General features: G+C 52.5%; 13 protein-coding genes. 6 read left to right on the top strand and 7 right to left on the bottom strand.

Going from position 1 to position 18597, the window contains the following annotated elements; translation table 11 throughout:
- Window positions 1-54: 54 nt before the first annotated feature.
- The gene (locus CLR69_RS14325) at window positions 55-828 is read right to left on the bottom strand and encodes a (S)-acetoin forming diacetyl reductase (RefSeq protein ID WP_129713535.1); all 774 of its coding nucleotides are present in this window, start codon (window positions 826-828) and stop codon (window positions 55-57) included.
- A gap of 324 nt (window positions 829-1152) precedes the next feature.
- Between CLR69_RS14325 and CLR69_RS14320 the strand changes: the two genes are divergently transcribed.
- A complete protein-coding gene (locus CLR69_RS14320) occupies window positions 1153-1611 on the top strand; it encodes a GFA family protein (protein WP_340137996.1) in 459 nt (152 codons plus the stop codon).
- A gap of 66 nt (window positions 1612-1677) precedes the next feature.
- On the opposite strand, the gene CLR69_RS14315 is transcribed toward CLR69_RS14320, so the two are convergent.
- Both CLR69_RS14315 and gltB read right to left on the bottom strand, forming a co-directional pair.
- Window positions 1678-3096 (bottom strand): glutamate synthase small subunit, encoded by a 1419-nt coding sequence (locus CLR69_RS14315; RefSeq protein WP_129713533.1) that lies wholly within the window; start codon window positions 3094-3096, stop codon window positions 1678-1680.
- A 9-nt stretch (window positions 3097-3105) separates the two neighbouring features.
- A complete protein-coding gene (gene gltB, locus CLR69_RS14310; RefSeq protein WP_129713532.1) occupies window positions 3106-7566 on the bottom strand; it encodes a glutamate synthase large subunit in 4461 nt (1486 codons plus the stop codon).
- A gap of 651 nt (window positions 7567-8217) precedes the next feature.
- Here gltB and mnmL point away from each other — a divergent pair.
- The 5 genes from mnmL (at window position 8218) to CLR69_RS14285 (ending at window position 14847) form a co-directional block, all read left to right on the top strand.
- Window positions 8218-9147, top strand: a complete 930-nt coding sequence (mnmL, locus tag CLR69_RS14305) for a tRNA modification radical SAM protein MnmL/YtqA (protein ID WP_129702537.1) — start codon at window positions 8218-8220, stop codon at window positions 9145-9147.
- A 119-nt stretch (window positions 9148-9266) separates the two neighbouring features.
- Entirely contained in the window at window positions 9267-11633 is a 2367-nt protein-coding gene (arcB, locus tag CLR69_RS14300) for an aerobic respiration two-component sensor histidine kinase ArcB (protein WP_129702538.1), read from the top strand.
- Between the two features lie 462 nt (window positions 11634-12095).
- Window positions 12096-12749, top strand: coding sequence for an isoprenoid biosynthesis glyoxalase ElbB (gene elbB / locus CLR69_RS14295; RefSeq protein ID WP_129713568.1), 654 nt, complete (start codon window positions 12096-12098; stop codon window positions 12747-12749).
- Window positions 12746-13480: a monofunctional biosynthetic peptidoglycan transglycosylase gene (gene mtgA, locus CLR69_RS14290; RefSeq protein WP_129713531.1), complete on the top strand. Its 735-nt coding sequence runs from the start codon at window positions 12746-12748 to the stop codon at window positions 13478-13480. Before elbB ends, mtgA begins: the two co-directional genes overlap by 4 nt.
- A gap of 71 nt (window positions 13481-13551) precedes the next feature.
- Window positions 13552-14847, top strand: coding sequence for an alginate lyase family protein (locus CLR69_RS14285; protein WP_129713530.1), 1296 nt, complete (start codon window positions 13552-13554; stop codon window positions 14845-14847).
- Between the two features lie 137 nt (window positions 14848-14984).
- On the opposite strand, the gene dolP is transcribed toward CLR69_RS14285, so the two are convergent.
- The 4 genes from dolP to CLR69_RS14265 are packed head-to-tail and all read right to left on the bottom strand — an operon-like array spanning window position 14985 to window position 18572.
- On the bottom strand, window positions 14985-15557 hold the full coding sequence (dolP, locus tag CLR69_RS14280; protein WP_129702541.1) for a division/outer membrane stress-associated lipid-binding lipoprotein: 573 nt from the start codon (window positions 15555-15557) through the stop codon (window positions 14985-14987).
- Between the two features lie 11 nt (window positions 15558-15568).
- Complete coding sequence (gene diaA / locus CLR69_RS14275) at window positions 15569-16159, bottom strand: DnaA initiator-associating protein DiaA (RefSeq protein ID WP_005975525.1); 591 nt, start codon at window positions 16157-16159, stop codon at window positions 15569-15571.
- A gap of 41 nt (window positions 16160-16200) precedes the next feature.
- Window positions 16201-16557, bottom strand: a complete 357-nt coding sequence (locus CLR69_RS14270) for a YraN family protein (RefSeq protein WP_197730579.1) — start codon at window positions 16555-16557, stop codon at window positions 16201-16203.
- A complete protein-coding gene (locus tag CLR69_RS14265) occupies window positions 16554-18572 on the bottom strand; it encodes a penicillin-binding protein activator (protein WP_129713529.1) in 2019 nt (672 codons plus the stop codon). Before CLR69_RS14265 ends, CLR69_RS14270 begins: the two co-directional genes overlap by 4 nt.
- Window positions 18573-18597: the final 25 nt, after the last annotated feature.

Here is an 18597-nt window from a genome sequence, read left to right as displayed (position 1 = left end):
CGTTCCTTTTTGGTTCGCGTTGTTAACTGAATATATTGTTAACTGAACGTGCCGTTAATTGAACACCATTCCGCCATCAATCAACAACGACTGTCCTGTCATATAGTCGGAATCATGGCTGGCCAGATAAGAGACGCACGCGGCGACATCTTCTGGCTCGGATAGACGACCCAGCGTGATGCGTTTGGCGAATTCTTCCGTTGCGTAGCCGCGTGGTTTTCCTGCGGACTCAGAGATCTTGCGATCGATTTCATCCCACATTGGCGTTTTTACGATACCCGGACAGTAGCCATTGACCGTGATGCCCAGTGGCGCTAAATCGCGAGCGGCAGTTTGCGTCAAGCCGCGAACTGCAAATTTACTCGAACTGTATACGGCGAGTTCGGGATTACCGACATGTCCTGCCTGTGAGCAGGCATTGATGATTTTTCCGCCGTGACCCAACGATTTGAAGGCATCAAGTGCCGCCTGAATGCCCCAGATGACGCCTTTGACGTTGATGTTGTAAACGCGATCGATGACTTCTGGCGTGATATCTTCAATCAGGGTTGAGGGGGCAACACCGGCGTTATTGACGATGACGTTAAAGTCACCAAAGCGCGTTTTAGCTTCTGCGACGGCAGCAAAAACTGCCTCACGATCTGCGACGTCTGCCTGTAGTGCGATGGCTTGCCCGCTGGATTTTTCTATTTCCTGCGCCACGCTGCGTGCTGTTTCTTGGTTATAGTCCACGATGGCGACGGCAAAGCCATCTGCCGCCAGTCTGAGAGCAATAGCACGGCCAATACCTTGACCGCCTCCTGTTACAAGAGCCACTTCGACTGTCATATTTCCTCCTTAATGAAATCCAATCTCAATAAAGACAAGTAAATGCCGGAGATAAGTGTAGGCCTTTTACGTGAAATTGCAGGATTTATTACGAAAAGTTCTTTAGAGCGTAGTGGAAAGATGAAGGGTTTATTAGCCTCTCTGGTGTGAAGTTCCAAACGAAGGCATGCGGTGGCTGTCACGACCCTATTTATTTCGATTGTTGACTACGATGCTTAGGAAAAGGCGGCTTGAAAGTTGAACTCTGTCCGACTTCCTGACAAGCAGATAAAGGGGATAGATAACATGTGCTATAACCGAAGCTAGTGGTGATACCTGCTTGTTATGCGGTATTGCGATTTTAGAAAGCAAAAATCAGGGGAGGGAGCGATGCATCAAGGTCGTTGTTTATGTGGTGGGGTAACGATTTCCACCGTGCATTCGGTCAGTGACGTAGGGGCTTGCCACTGTGGTATGTGCCAGACGTGGGGTGGCGGGCCCCTTATGACCGTTGAGTGCAAAGACCCGGCGATTGAGATAGAAGGCGAGGAGAACATCACGCTCTGGCGGTCATCGGAATGGGCCGAGCGCGGTTTTTGCCGAGTATGTGGAACGCACCTATTCTATCGGCTGCGCGGTGGAGATGCCTATCATATTCCGGCTGGCTTTTTTGCTGATGAGACCGATAAGACGCTGGTATCGCAGATTTATATTGATAAGAAGCCGGGCTACTACTCGTTTGCTGAGAAGACGCCGATGCTGACGGAGCAGGATGTTATCGCCCTGTATTCAGATAAAGATTGAATACTCAGGCTACGGAAGCAAAAGAAAAGGGCAGCCAATGCTGCCCTCAAGAGACGTGGTGCGTTTCTACACTTCCAGATAGTTCATGATACCGTCAGCGGCTTTACGACCTTCTGCGATGGCCGTAACCACCAGATCGGAACCGCGTACTGCGTCACCACCCGCAAAAATTTTCGGGTTGCTGGTCTGGAAAGCGTTGTCGCAACTTTCCGGTGCAACAATGCGCCCTTGATCGTCCAGCTTGACGTCATGTTCTGCTAACCATGCCATTTTGTGCGGACGGAAGCCGAACGCCATGATGACCGCATCGGCTTCCAGTACGTGCTCGGAACCTTCTACGAGTTCAGGACGACGACGCCCGTTGGCATCAGGTACGCCCAGTGCGGTACGCGCCATTTTCACTCCGCACACTTTGCCCGCGCCATTAATCTCGACGCTCAGCGGTTGCAGGTTGAATTTGAACTCTACGCCTTCTTCACGCGCGTTTTTCACTTCGCGCTTGGAGCCCGGCATGTTCTCTTCATCACGGCGATAGGCACAGGTAACGTGCGTCGCACCCTGACGAATTGAAGTGCGTACGCAGTCCATCGCGGTGTCACCACCGCCCAGTACCACAACGCGTTTCCCCTGCATGCTGATGTAAGGTTCGTCTGCTGCGGCTTCAAAGCCCATCAACTGCTTGGTATTAGCGATCAGGAACGGCAGAGCATCATAGACGCCCTGAGCATCTTCATTATCCAATCCACCGCGCATAGACTGATAAGTGCCGACACCGAGGAAGACGGCATCGTACTCGTCCAGCAGCGCTTTCATCTGCACGTCTTTGCCGACTTCGGTGTTCAGACGGAATTCGATCCCCATCTCGGTGAAGATTTCACGGCGTTTCACCATCACCTCTTTTTCCAGCTTGAAAGAGGGGATACCGAAGGTCAGCAGTCCACCGATCTCAGGATGACGATCGAAGACGACGGCCTGTACGCCATTTCGTGCCAGCACATCGGCACAGGCTAACCCAGCAGGGCCAGCACCGATGATAGCAACACGTTTGCCTGTCGGTTTGACGTTGGCAACGCTCGGCTTCCAGCCCATCTCGATCGCTTTATCATTGATGTAGCGCTCGATATTGCCGATGGTGACCGCGCCGAACTCATCATTCAGCGTACAAGAGCCTTCACACAGACGATCTTGTGGGCACACGCGGCCGCAGACTTCCGGTAGGCTATTCGTCTGGTGTGATAACTCAGCCGCTTCGATAATGCGGCCTTCGTTCGCCAGCTTCAGCCAGTTCGGGATGTAGTTATGTACTGGACATTTCCATTCACAGTAAGGATTTCCGCATGACAGGCAGCGATCTGCCTGTGCTTTGGACTGGCTTTCTGAGAACGGCTCGTAGATCTCAACAAATTCAATTTTACGAATCTTCAGCGGTTTCTTGGGCGGATCAACGCGCTGTAAGTCGATAAACTGGTAAACATTCTGACTCATGATGACCTCTTACTGCGCCTGAACCCGCAGCTCTGCTGCGGAACGACTACGGTGACCCAACAATGCCTTCACATCACTTGACTTCGGTTTCACCAGAGCAAACTTCGGTGCCCAGGTCGGCCAGTTAGCGAGGATCTCTTCTCCGCGGTGTGAACCGGTATTCTGTACATGCTCAGTGATCAGGCCACGCAGATGCTCTTCATGAATAGCCAGCTCTTCCACATCCAGCACTTCTACCAGCTCTGGGTTAACGCGTTTGCGGAATTCACCGTCTTCATCCAGCACGTAGGCGAATCCACCGGTCATGCCTGCGCCAAAGTTAACGCCGGTACGGCCCAACACGCAGACGATACCACCCGTCATGTATTCACAACCGTTATCGCCGATGCCTTCTACCACGGTGATACAGCCTGAGTTACGTACGGCGAAACGCTCACCTGCTCGGCCTGCGGCAAACAGCTTACCGCCGGTGGCACCGTAGAGGCAGGTGTTACCGATGATGCTGGCTTCGTGACTGCGGAAGGCTGAACCCACCGGAGGTCGCACGGAGATGCTGCCACCCGCCATGCCTTTGCCTACGTAGTCGTTGGCATCGCCAGTTAATTTCAGCTCAAGACCGCCTGCGTTCCAGACACCAAAACTCTGCCCTGCGGTACCGGAGAAGTAAGCTTTGATCGGATCGCCTGCCAGTCCTTGATCGCCATGTTTCTCGGCAATCGCGCCAGACAGCGTCGCGCCGACGGAGCGATCGGTGTTACGGATATCGAAGTAGAGCGCTTTGCCCTGTTTTGCATCAATGTGCGACTGTGCCTGTGCCAGCAGCTCTTTGTTCAACAAGCCTTTATCGAACGACAGATTGCTTTCCGTGCAGTACAGCGCTTTACCCGGCTGAGGCTGTGCGGCGTGCAGCAGCGGTGACAGATCCAGCTTGTTTTGTTTAGCGCTGAAACCATCGAGTTCAACCAGCAGGTCGGTGCGGCCAATTAAGTCCACCAGACGGCTGACGCCCAGCTCTGCCATCAGCACGCGGGTTTCATGTGCGATGAAGTGGAAGTAGTTAGTCACACGCTCAGGCAAACCATGATAGTGATCGCGGCGCAGCTTCTCATCCTGCGTTGCAACGCCCGTTGCACAGTTATTCAGGTGGCAGATACGCAGGTATTTACAGCCCAGCGCGACCATTGGCCCTGTACCGAAGCCGAAGCTTTCCGCACCCAGAATCGCCGCTTTGACGATATCCAGACCAGTTTTCAGGCCACCGTCTACTTGAAGGCGGATTTTGTGACGCAGTCCGTTGGAGACCAAAGCCTGCTGTGTTTCAACCAGACCGAGTTCCCACGGGCAACCCGCGTATTTCACTGAGGACAGCGGGCTGGCACCCGTACCGCCGTCGTAACCGGCGATGGTGATCAGGTCGGCATACGCCTTGGCAACGCCGGTAGCGATAGTACCAACGCCTGGTTCGGACACCAGTTTCACCGAAATCATTGCTTTCGGATTGACCTGCTTCAGATCGAAAATCAACTGCGCCAAGTCTTCGATAGAGTAAATATCGTGGTGCGGCGGTGGTGAAATCAGCGTTACGCCCGGTACGGAATAGCGCAGACGAGCAATGTACGGCGTGACTTTATCACCCGGCAACTGACCGCCTTCGCCTGGTTTTGCACCCTGTGCCACTTTAATCTGAATCACATCGGCGTTGACCAGATAGGCTGGCGTCACACCAAAGCGACCAGAAGCAACCTGCTTGATACGGGACACTTTATTGGTGCCGTAACGCGCCGGATCTTCACCACCCTCACCGGAGTTGGAGAAACCGCCCAGTCCGTTCATCGCTTCCGCCAGCGATTCATGCGCTTCAGGGCTGAGTGCACCGATAGACATCGCCGCGGTATCGAAACGTTTGAACATTTCAGAAGCCGGTTCAACGCTGTCGATAGCGATGGCTGCGCCTTCTTGCGGTTTCAGCGCTAGCAGGTCGCGTAACGTCGCCGCTGGGCGCTCGTTAACCAGTTTGGCGTATTGCTCGTAATCGCTGTACTCCCCGGTTTTCACTGCGGTTTGCAGCGTCGTGACGACATCCGGGTTATAGGCGTGATATTCGCCGCCGTGAACAAATTTCAGCAGACCACCCTGTTCCAGCGTTTTGCGCTTCAGCCAGGCACGCTTGGACAGATTCAGCAGATCCTGTTCGAAGTCGCTGTAGTGTGCCCCGCCGATACGGCTGACTACGCCCAGGAAGCATTGCGTCGACACATCTTTATGCAGGCCCACGGCTTCAAACAGCTTGGAGCAGCGATAAGACGCAATCGTCGAGATGCCCATTTTGGACATAATCTTGTACAGGCCTTTATTGATGCCGTTACGGTAGTTCAGCATCACGGCACGATAAGGTTTGTCGATGGTGTGGTTATCCACCATCCGCGCCAGCGTTTCGTAGGCGAGGTAAGGGTAGATAGCCGTCGCACCAAAGCCTAACAGTACGGCAAAGTGGTGCGGGTCGCGTGCACTGGCAGTTTCAACAATGATGTTGGCATCACAGCGCAGGCTCTTTTCCACCAGACGGCGCTGAACGGCACCCACCGCCATTGGCGCAGGAACAGGCAAGCGTGATTCGCTAATGCCACGGTCAGACAGCACCAGCAGAACGGCACCGTCTCTGACTTTGTTTTCCGCTTCGTCACACAGTTTTTCGATGGTCTGTTGCAGCGTTTGCTGCGACGGATCAAACGTCAGATCCAGCGTGTCGGCCCGATAGTGCAGCTCATCCTGTGACGTCAACTGTGTGAAGTCGGAGTAAAGCAGGATCGGTGATTTAAAGCTCAGACGGTGAGCCTGACCTTCCGCTTCACAGAAGACGTTCATTTCACGGCCAATGCTGGTCGCCAGCGACATTACATGCGCTTCGCGCAGCGGATCGATCGGCGGGTTGGTGACCTGCGCGAACTGCTGGCGGAAGTAGTCGTAAATGATGCGTGGACGGCTCGACAGCACGGCGAACGGCGTGTCATCACCCATAGAACCAGTGGCTTCCTGACCGTTCTCGCCGAGTACGCGGATGACCTGATCCAGCTCTTCACTACTGTAGCCGTACTGTTTCTGGTAGGTTTCCAGCAGATCATCGTTGAATTCACGACTGCCAACCTGATCGTCTGGCAACTCTTCAAACGGCACCAGACGTTTAACGTTTTTCTCCATCCATTCTTTGTAAGGATGGCGGCTTTTCAGATCGTTATCGGTTTCGGCAGAGTGCAGGATACGTCCGCTGCGGGTGTCGATCACCATCAGTTCGCCAGGGCCAACGCGGCCTTTTTCAACGACTTCATCCGGCTGATAATCCCAGATGCCAACTTCAGACGCGCAGGTGATCAGCTTGTCTTTGGTGATGACATAGCGCGCAGGGCGCAAACCGTTACGATCCAAGTTACAGGCAGCATAGCGCCCGTCGGACATCACGATACCGGCCGGACCATCCCACGGCTCCATGTGCATGGAGTTAAAGTCGAAGAAGGAACGCAGTTCAGGATCCATATCCGGGTTGTTCTGCCAGGCTGGCGGAACCAGCAGGCGCATGGCACGGATGATGTCCATCCCACCGCTTAGGAACAGTTCCAGCATGTTATCCAGCGAGCTGGAGTCGGAGCCGGTTTCGTTAACGAATGGCGCAGCATCCTGCAAATCTGGGATCAACGGGGTTTTGAACTTGTAAGCGCGCGCGCGCGCCCATTGGCGGTTACCAGCGATGGTGTTGATCTCGCCATTGTGCGCCAGATAGCGGAACGGTTGTGCCAGCGGCCAGCGGGGTACCGTGTTGGTTGAAAAGCGTTGGTGGAACAGGCAAATTGCCGATTCCAGACGCAGATCGGCCAGATCGAGGTAGAAGCGTGGCAAATCCGCTGGCATACACAGACCTTTGTAGATCGTGACCAGATTGGAGAAGCTACAAACGTAGAACTCTTTGTCTTCGATACGCTTTTCGATACGACGGCGCGCCATAAACAGGCGGCGTTCCATATCACGTTGACGCCAGCCTGCCGGGGCGTTAACGAAAATTTGCTCAATACGCGGCATGGATGACAGGGCAATTTCACCCAATACATCCGGGTTGGTCGGCACTTCACGCCAGCCCAGTACAGACAGCGTTTCGTTCTGCAACTCTTCTTCTACAATCCGACGCGTGGTGCGAGCCAGCTCTTCGTCCTGATTGAGAAACATCATGCCAACGGCGTAGTTCTTGGCTAAACGCCAGCCGTGCTCTTCCGCCACCAGACGAAAGAAACGATCGGGCTTCTGAAGTAATAAACCGCAGCCGTCGCCAGTCTTGCCGTCAGCAAGGATTGCGCCACGGTGCTGCATGCGTGCGAGTGCGTGAATCGCGGTACGCACTACTTTATGGCTCGGCTCACCTTCTATATGGGCGATTAATCCGAAACCACAGTTATCTCTCTCTTGGGATGCATCGTACAACATATTAGTGAACCTCCCCAGGCTCTGTGTGACTCTCACAACCTACTGCGAGAAAGCACCGTGGCGTTGAGCGGCTAGTATTACGCTCTCTTCTTCGGCCTCTCGTGACGGTCTCACAAGTGGTAAATGACTTGTTTTTAGAGGGAGTCTTCATTTACTGCATAAATATGACGAATCATGGACCCGTCAGGAAAGCTTCCAGCGGATTCCCAAATTAGCGAGAAACCCTGTTCAGGTCAAATACCAGTGCAAAATGTGCTGATAAACGATAGTTTTTAATTATACCTATGAAACATAATGATTTTTTTAGAAAAACTATCTCGGGAAACGAATATGGGATCTAATTGAAGTGTGAGCTGTATCACTATACAAAAGCGTGAGAACCTTTCTCCATGCTACGTTCTTTCTACGTTCTAGAATATTCTGCTGTATATGGCTACTTTTAGATTTTATGAAACTATTTTTAAGTGTTGCTTCATCTTTTCATTAAGCCTGTATACGGGATAAGAAAAATTAATTAGCACGGACGTGAGTTTATTTTCACTAAAAGCGAATAAAAATGCATTTCATTGGGGTGTGTGTGATTGATCGCGGTCATCGCGAAGGGGGCAAGAGAAAGGTAGTCTGCTGTTCCTCAAGGGAGCAGGCTAGAATATGCAATTGCAAAAATTAATCAATATGTTTGGCGGAAATCTTCAACGTCGCTACGGCGAGAAGATCCACAAGCTAACGCTGCACGGTGGTTTTAATTGCCCTAACCGTGATGGCACGCTGGGGCGAGGCGGGTGTACGTTCTGTAATGTCGCCTCGTTTGCCGATGAACAGATGCAGCAACGCAGCATTGCGCAGCAGTTGGAGGCGCAGGCGGGAAAGGTGAATCGGGCCAAGCGCTATCTGGCTTATTTTCAGGCATATACCAGCACCTATGCCGAGGTTCAGGTTCTGGAAAACATGTATCAGGAAGCGCTGAAGCAGGCCGAAATGGTGGGGCTTTGTGTGGGAACTCGTCCCGACTGCGTGCCAGATGCCGTGTTGGATTTGCTGTCCCATTATAACGACAGAGGCTATGAGGTGTGGTTGGAACTCGGGTTGCAAAGTGCCTGTGACAAAACGCTGCATCGTATTAATCGTGGACATGACTTCGCCTGCTATCAGGAAACCACCCGTCGCGCGCGTGAACGCGGTTTGAAGGTATGCAGCCATCTGATTGTGGGTTTACCGGGAGAAGACGCACAGCGTTGTTTAACGACGTTGGAGCAGGTTGTCGAGACTGGGGTGGAAGGCATTAAGCTTCACCCTCTCCATATCGTAGAAGGCAGCACGATGGCGAAAGCCTGGCGAGCCGGAAGGCTTCCCGAATTGGCTCTGGAGCGCTATGTAGAAACGGCGGGAGAGATGATTCGCCATACGCCGCCGGATGTCATCTATCACCGCATTTCCGCCAGTGCCCGCCGTCCAACCCTGCTGGCTCCACTCTGGTGTGAAAACCGTTGGACGGGCATGGTGGAGCTGGACCGCTATCTGCAAACGCATGGCGTACAGGGTTCCGCGCTCGGCACGCCCTACCGCTATGCTGATGTGTAATTCGTCAAAAGACACGGCCAGTAGAAGCCAATATTTCATGTTGTGAATCTACGGGGTAGCGCCGTATAAGCCGCTATTTTACGTTATGATGCGCAGGTGGGTGTCTAAGGGAAATCGCTATGAAGCAAATTCGTCTGTTGGCTCAGTACTATGTTGATTTGATGGTAAAACTGGGGCTTGTCCGTTTTTCACTGCTGCTGGCCTCGGTATTGGTGCTGCTGGCGATGGTGGTGCAAATGGCGGTCACCCTATTGCTCAGCGGGGAGGTCGAAAATATCGACGTCGTCCGCTCCATTTTCTTCGGGTTATTGATTACGCCCTGGGCCGTTTATTTCCTCTCTGTGGTGGTGGAACAGCTTGAAGAGTCGCGTCAGCGACTGTCGAAGCTGGTGGCGAAACTGGAAGAAATGCGTCATCGGGATCTGGAGCTGAATGTGCAGCTTCAGGAGAACATTGCGCAGCTCAATCAGGAAATTGCCGACCGTATCAAAGCGGAAGAGGCTCGTGTGCTGGTGATGAGTCGACTCAAAGAAGAGATGTCCCGCCGCGAACAGGCACAAATTGAGCTGGAGCAGCAATCTGCGTTGCTGCGTTCGTTCCTCGATGCCTCGCCGGATCTGGTTTACTACCGTAACGAAGAAAAAGAATTCTCCGGCTGCAACCGCGCGATGGAACTGCTAGTGGGCAAAAGCCAGAAGCAGCTGATTGGCCTGACGCCGCAGGATGTTTACTCCCCCGATATTGCCGAGAAAGTGATGGAGACGGACGAAAAAGTGTTCCGCCATAACGTTTCTCTGACCTACGAACAGTGGCTGGTTTATCCCGATGGGCGTAAAGCCTGTTTTGAGCTGCGCAAAGTGCCGTTTTATGACCGAATGGGAAAACGTCACGGGCTGATGGGATTTGGACGCGATATAACGGAGCGTAAGCGTTACCAGGACGCGTTAGAGAACGCCAGTAGGGAGAAGACCACTTTTATCTCAACAATCAGCCACGAGCTTCGTACGCCGCTTAATGGCATTGTCGGCTTAAGTCGCATCCTGCTGGATACGCAACTTGACCCTGAACAGCAAAAATACCTGAAAACCATCCACGTCAGCGCGATTACGCTGGGCAATATTTTTAACGACGTGATTGAGATGGACAAACAGGAGCGCCGCAAGGTGCAACTGGATAACCAACCGATCGACTTCACCGGTTTCCTGGTGGATCTGGAGAACCTCGGTGGCCTGTTGGCGGAACCGAAAGGCCTGAAGCTGATTATGGACCAGCACCCGCCTCTGCCACAGAAAGTGATTACCGACGGAACGCGCCTGCGGCAGATTCTGTGGAACCTACTCAGTAACGCGGTGAAATTCACGCCGAAGGGGGGAAATGGCGAAAAGGGCGAAATTGTGGTGCGCGTCTGGCATGAAAAGGGCGATCGCCTGCGCTTCGAGGTTGAAGATTCTGGGATGGGCATCCCAGCAGATGAATTGGAAAAAATCTTCGCCATGTATTATCAGGTTAAGGACCAGCACGGCGGGAAACCTGCGACGGGTACGGGAATCGGTCTGGCGGTGTCGAAACGTCTGGCACAAAGCATGGGAGGGGATATCCATGTTTCCAGTACGCAAGGTAAGGGCTCTTGCTTCACTCTGACTGTCATTGCGCCGAGCGTCGATGAAGCGGGAAGCGGCCTGGAAGACGATGATTTACCACTACCTGCGCTGAACGTTCTGCTGGTGGAGGACATCGAATTAAACGTGGTGGTTGCGCGCTCGGTGTTGGAAAAACTGGGCAATAGCGTGGACGTCGCGATGACCGGGCAAGAAGCGCTGGATATGTTCGATCCCGATGAATTCGATCTGGTGCTGCTCGATATCCAACTGCCGGATATGACCGGGCTGGATGTGGCACGTCAGCTACGTTCACGCTATGGCAACCGTAGCCTGCCGCCGCTGGTGGCGCTGACGGCGAACGTGCTGAAGGATAAACGCGAATATCTGGATGCGGGTATGGATGACGTGCTTAGCAAACCGCTGTCGGTACCTGCGCTCACGGCCGTCATTAAGCAATACTGGGATACTCACACGGTGTGGACGGAAGAACCGATGGTTGAAGAGGGTGATGAAATGGCACAAGCAAAAGAAGATCTGCTGGATATCCCGATGCTGGAACAGTATCTGGATTTGGTGGGGCCGAAACTGATTCACCAAAGTCTGGAGATGTTTGAGCAGATGATGCCGGGCTATCTGGCGATTCTCGATTCCAACATGACGGCGCGTGACCAGAAAGGCATTACGGAAGAAGGGCACAAAATTAAAGGCGCGGCGGGTTCTGTCGGGCTACGACATCTGCAACAGGTTGCCCAACAGATTCAGACCTCATCGTTACCAGCATGGTGGGATAACGTGCAGGAATGGGTTGATGAACTTAAGCACGACTGGCGTCATGATGTTCAGGTGCTGCGTGATTGGGTAGCAAAAGCAGAAAAAGAGTCCTGATACGTTCTGTTGCGGCCACAGGGACGTGGCGAATAAAACGACTAGGAATTTTTTTCATCTTACGCGATATCAGTGCAAAAAATTGGCAGATTGCGCGTAGGTGATGAGTGAAGAGGGAAGGAGCATGCAAGGCTTTGCACGTTTTCATACGGTAGAAAAAAATGACCCCGGCCGAAGCCGGGGTGCGCGAATTATGCGCCAACACCAGGGAAAACATGCACCTGCATTTAGATTTCAGGTTTTGTAAACTCGCAAGTGCGGATATTCGTGTCTTATCTAACTGTCTTAACGACATACAGCTTACAACAACAATTACAACCTAACTACTTTACATCTTCATCAAGCAACAAAATAGCAAATGTAGAAATCTTTGTTACAAGAATCATTAAAATGTGTGATGTAGATTAGTGTTTGTCAATTAAAAAATCAATTAGTTGATGTAATGAAATGAGGGAAAAGATGATGAAACGAGTCGGCATTGTCCTTAGTGGCTGTGGTGTTTATGACGGTTCCGAGATTCATGAAGCCGTGTTGACATTACTTGCGCTGGATCGCGCAGGCGCAGAAGCGGTTTGCTTTGCGCCAGATAAGCCGCAATTACAGGTGGTTAATCACCTTACAGGTGACGTAACTGATGAGAATCGCAACGTTTTAGCAGAATCAGCACGGATCGCCAGAGGAAAAATCCAGCCGCTTTCGACAGCAAATACACAAGAGTTAGATGCGCTGATTGTGCCGGGTGGTTTTGGCGCTGCGAAAAATTTAAGCGACTTTGCCACGCAAGGATCGGCCTGCCAGATTGATGAAACGCTGCAATTGCTCACACAGGAGATTTATAAGCAAAATAAACCAATTGGCTTTATTTGCATCTCGCCCGCGCTGCTGCCGACGATCTTGGGGGTACCTGTCCGAGTAACCATTGGTAACGATATTGATACCGTCGAAGCCATCGAAGAGATGGGGGGAATCCACGTCGTTTGCCCGGTTGATGATATCGTGGTGGATGAAGAACATAAAATCGTGACAACACCAGCCTATATGCTGGCTAACTCCATCAGCGAAGCGGCACAAGGGATTGATAAGCTCGTTGCTCGCGTATTGGATCTCACCGAATGAGGTGGAGCCGAGGGCGTGGAGGCTTATTCGCGTGGTTGAAGCGCCTGATCGTTCGGAGTGTGTTGGTTGTCGTCGGTGCGTGGCTGGCTGGCATTCTGTTGTTTTCTTTCCTGCCCGTGCCGTTCTCCGCGGTGATGGTCGACAGACAGATCAGCGCATGGTTGAAAGGCGAGTTTTCCTATGTTGCCCATTCGGATTGGGTGTCGATGGAAGATATCGCACCGGAAATGGCGCTGGCAGTGATGGCGGCGGAAGACCAAAAATTTCCTCAGCATTGGGGCTTCGATGTTGATGCGATTGGTCAGGCATTGAAGCACAACGAACGCAATTCGCAGCGGATTCGCGGTGCGTCTACGCTGTCGCAGCAGATGGTAAAGAACCTGTTTCTGTGGGATGGACGTAGCTGGGTGCGTAAGGGGCTTGAGGCGGGTATTACCACCGGGGTGGAGTTGGTCTGGACAAAACGGCGAATTCTTACCGTGTATCTGAATATTGCCGAGTTTGGCCCCGGTATTTTTGGCGTTGAAGCGGCGGCTAAACGTTATTTCAACAAGCCTGCCAGCAGGCTGACGGCAAGTGAATCTGCTTTGCTAGCGGCGGTGCTACCAAACCCTATTCGCTTTCGTGCGAATGCGCCCTCCGGCTATGTGATTCAACGTCAGCAGTGGATTTTACGTCAGATGCGACAGATGGGTGGCGATGCATTTTTGCGAGACAACAATCTGAATTAAGTCACCTTGTTCGTTTAGTATACCGAGAAATTTTCGCGTTAACGGTCGTGTTTTCGACATCAGGAGAAAGTATGCGGTTACGTTATTGGTCAGGTTTACTGGTTGTATTGTGTTGTATGGCTTCCGTTGTCCGTGCGAATGCGGAGCCTAAAGCGGCATCCCCCGGTAATCCCTACGCCTTCTTGCAACAGCCTCAGTTATCCGCAGTAAAACAGCAGCTACAGCAGAAAACGGAGAAGCCACAGATGCGAATGGCGTATGAGCAGCTTATTTCGGAAGCCGATCGTGCGTTGAAAAGTGATAACCTCAGCGTGACGGAAAAGAAATCCACGCCACCCAGTGGTTCAAAGCATGATTATTTGAGCCTCAGCGCCTACTGGTGGCCCGATCCCGATAAAGCTGATGGTTTGCCTTGGATTCGTCGTGATGGGCAGGTAAACCCTGCCAGCAAGGATGACGAGACTGATGGCGTCCGTCTGGCGAAATTCACCGCCCAAACGCAGGCATTGACGCTGGCATGGTATTTTTCCGGCAAACAAGCTTATGCCGATAAGGCCATGTCGATGATTCGTACCTGGTTTATCGACCCCGCTACGCGTATGAACCCTAATCTCGATTTTGCGCAGGGCGTGCCGGGCATTGCGCCGGGCAGGGGCTCGGGCGTATTGGACGGACGTTACTTTTCCACTCGTATTGTCGACTCGTTGATAATATTGCGTCAGGCTCCGGGCTGGACGACGCAGGATGAGCAGCAGATGCAGAAATGGATGAGTGATTATCTGCACTGGTTACAAACCAGCAAACTGGGGAAAAAAGAAGCAACGGCGCAGAACAACCACGGTAGCTGGTATACCGTACAGGTTGCGGGTATCGCCTGGTATCTGGGGAAAATCGACCTTGTGAAATCCATGGCGCAATTGCAGCGTGAGAAATTGGATCACCAACTGCAACCGGATGGTTCTCAGCCAGAAGAGTTGGCGCGTACCCGCTCTTTCCATTACAGCTACTTCAATCTTCAGGCGATAACGGATATGGCTATTTTGGCTTCCCGTGTCGGGGAGAATATCTGGCAGTACCAAACGCCGAAAGGAAGCAGTGTGATAAAGGCATTGGATTTTATGGCACCGTATCTGGATGAAAATAAAGCGTGGCCGCGCAAGACGATGGACAGGCAAAGTAGCCGTCTTATTCCGTTGTTATTGCAGGCGGAGCGTGGTTTGAAAACGCCGCGTTACGAGACGCAAATCAAGCAAGCAGGCTTTACCGAATTGCTTACTGGCGAGGCGAGTGCGCGAGATAAAGAACCGAGCCATGTCAGCGTTGAAACCCGTCGCGCACTTTGGTTACTTACTCCGGCTACGCCGTAATTCTGTGGTACGGTGATTCCATCAGGTAAAGATACGCTTACCCGAACCGGGATAAAAAGAGCAGAAATAAAAAACCGCTGATGAAGACATCAGCGGTTTTGGTTTTTAACCATCGAAAACGCAAAGAGATAACAACGTTATTGCAGGTAAGTAAAGGCCGTTGTCACGTGCTTCACGCCGCCAACTTTACTGGCGATTTCTGCGGCCGAGGTACCTTCACGCTGTGTCACTAAACCTAACAGGAAGACTTCGCCATTTTCCGTGGTGACTTTTACGTTAGAGGATTTAACCGTGTCGCTCGCCAGGATTTGTGAGCGAACTTTGGTGGTGATCCAGGTATCCATGGAGGCGGTTCCCATTGATACCGGAGTACCCTGGCGTATTTCGTTGTAGACTTCTGCCGCACCATCCACGCCGAGGGCAATTTGTTTAGCCCGGCTTGCCATTTCGGTATTTGGCGCCTGTCCTGTTAACAATACTTTCCCCTGATAAGCCGTCGCAATGATACGGGCATCTTTTTTCAACTGCTCGTCTTTGCTGATTGCATTCGTCACGCGGACTTCCAGTGTGCCATCGTCAACCTGCGTGCCTACAGTACGCGGGTCAGTAGCCGTTTTGGTTGCCACGGCACTGCCAACAGCAACAACCCCGACACAGCCTTGTAGCAGCAGGGCGATAGACAGCACGGCAAATGCAGAACTTATCCTCATGTAGTGCTCCTTCAATCGTTCTGGTGTGGAAAAAGTGTGTTATCAATCAAATCGCACAGGCAATTTACTGTCAACATGTGCATTTCCTGAATTCGGGCGCTACGGTGTGACGGGATGCGAATTTCCACATCCTGTGGACCGAGCAACCCGGCCAGTTCTCCGCCATCGTAGCCAGTCAGGGCGACAATCGTCATGTCGCGGGTCACGGCAGATTCTACGGCTTTAACAATATCGCGGCTGTTGCCACGGGTTGAAATTGCCAATAGTACGTCGCCTGCCTGACCTAACGCCCTGACTTGTTTGGCATAGACCTCTTCATGCAGGCGGTCATTGGCTATCGCAGTTAAGACCACATTATCCGCATTAAGTGCGATTGCCGGTAAGCTGGGGCGTTCGGCTTCAAAGCGATTAATCATGCTGGCGGCAAAATGCTGCGAATTTGCTGCTGATGTTCCGTTACCGCAGCACAGAATCTTGTTGCCGTTCAGCAGAGACTGCACCATCGCGATTGCACCACGTGAAATGGCGTCAGGCAAGGCTTCTGCCGCTGCAATCTGCGTTTGAATACTCTCGGTAAAACAAACTTTTATTCTATCCAGCACGTTGAATTAACCTACGTAAATTGAAATTCATCAAGGATGTATTATCCCTGTGCAGCAAAGGCATTGGGGATCCAGTTGAACTGTTCGCCCGTAATGGCCAGCACGTCAAAACGGCAATCCACTGTGTCAAAGCTGGCATCTCGTTGCGCTAACCACACAGTGGCGGCATGCAGTAACCGCTGCTGTTTGCGTCGGGTGATGCTGGCTGCTGCATCACCAAAATGTGCGTTGCGCCGATAGCGCACTTCGACAAACACCCAGATATGGCGATCGCGCATGATCAAATCCAGTTCGCCGCCGCGTAGCGTAACATTCGCGGCGGTGAAGGTGAGGCCTGCGCGTTCAAGATAGCGCCGAGCCTGTTGTTCGTAAACTGCGCCAGCCGCTCGTTGATTCAGAGAACGGGTACCAACTGGCCCTGACGATACTGCTGCCAGGTTAACTGCCGATTGATAGTGCAATCCGGTCCTGAACTCAACATTCCTGTTGCGCCGGAAATCTGGTGGCCCGGAATCTGGCGCATTTCACCAAAGTGGCTGGCGAGCGTCCAGGCATCCATCCCCATGGCATACAGGCGGACTAACGAGTAATCGTTTTTAAACTGGCTGCTGACCTGCTGCATCAATGCTGGATTCGCGCCAGCAAGCAGTGGGATATCGCTGAACTGCAAACCTTCCATTTCGAGGCGGAAATCAGGGCCTAATCCAGCCTGGAAGCTACGTGAGCTGGCATAGAGCGCCGGACGCGCACGCGACGTGGTGCGCATGTCGATCATCGGCTTAATCAGCGCCAGCTCGTCTGGTGTTGCGATGATATAGACCGCATCGATATTGCCACTCACTGACGAACTGGTCGTTGGTTGAACCTGTGACGGGATGGTCAGACCGCCGATAGTGGTACCCGGCTGTGTCGGCTGTTGCGACACGTTAACGGGCTGGCCGTTCAGGCTTAAGCCCGCACCGCTATTGATGGCCTGTTTTAACTCTGCCGTGTTACCAAAGCGTTGTTGCAGAGAACTGGTGCCGCTTTGCTGGTTCCAGGCCTGAGCGAATGCGTTGACGATACGGTCGCCCAGCGCACCGCGAGGGGCTAAGACCAGCGGCTGCTGTTTACCCTGCTGGTGGATAAATTTTGCAGCATCTCTGGCTTCATCTTCTGGGGAGAGGGCGAAATAGCAGATGTTAGGGCTGTTTTCGACATGTTCTGGCTGGTTCAGTGCCAAAATATTCAGCGGCGACTGACTGTTAGCCAACTGATCCACTTCATTTTTCAGCAGCGGACCGATGACCAGTGATGCGCCATCCTGCTGTGCCTGTGTAAGAATATTGGCCAGCGGTTGCGAAGACGTGTCATACACTTTTACCGGGAGCGAACTGGACAGCCCTGTGCTTGTAGCCTGTGCTTCAGGTGCTGGTGTCGTTGATGCTACCGCCTGATCGCTGTATGGCGCAGGTGACTGGGCGCTCTGTCCATCCGATGATGGTGTCATCTGTCCAGCTTGTGTCGCATCCGTTGAGGGAACAGCAGGAGCAGATACGGGCGCGTTGGCTATCTGACCATTCTTTGCCGCGTTAAAACCTTGCTGAATAGCATTGGCGAAAACCTGCGCCTGACCGTTAAGCGGCAACAGCAGAGCGATGCTATTGACTGACGACGGCTGATAATTGATGACCTGATTTAACTGTGTAGGCAGTTTTTTCGCAGCAGGATGATGCGGATAACGGGTTTGCCAGTCCTGAATCGCGCTCTGTAACTGATCGGGCGATTCGCGGTTGTTCTGGTAGTTGTTCAGCAGATCCACCCAGCCCTGGAGCACGTTTTCATTTGCGTTAATCAGCAGCGCCCCAGACTCCTGCGGTGACATTTGTGTCAATGCCAGCCAGGTCTGATCGAGGTTCATCTGATGTTCGTCGCCTTTCAGCAGTGGTTCCTGAGCGATGTAAGCCCGCAGCAGCTCAATGGAAGGACGTCCTTGTGCTGTTTTGATTTGCGTCTGGTAGTAACGCTGTTTTTGCTGATCGGAAAGTGCGCTTACATCAAGCTGGCTCAGCGCGGCTTTAGCCGCGTCCATACTGTTCTGAGCGACAGACAGTTCTGCACTGAGTAGCTGCTGTTCTTGCTTCTGCGCCGCGCTCAGTTTTTCTGGCAGGGTGCTGAACTGTTGGCTTGCCTGAGGAGCTTTCCCTTCCTGTAGTAGGGAACGAATAGCAAGTAATTGCCAGTCAGCCTTGTTATTATCGCTACTTTGCTGCATCTGTTGCAGATAATAATCGGATGATGCGTCGGCTTTGCCCTGAACCTCGGGTGGTGGGCTCTGCGGTGCCTGACTTGGACAGCCTGCGAGAAACAGTGCCGCTAACAAAACAGGGATAGCACGCCCTGCCTGGGTACGGACGAAATGAAAGGGAAGCATACTGTATCCAGTGATTTTTTTTAAA

It is taken from the genome of Pectobacterium zantedeschiae (assembly GCF_004137795.1).
Lineage (GTDB): Bacteria > Pseudomonadota > Gammaproteobacteria > Enterobacterales > Enterobacteriaceae > Pectobacterium > Pectobacterium zantedeschiae.
This window is presented reverse-complemented; position numbering and strand designations above follow the sequence as displayed.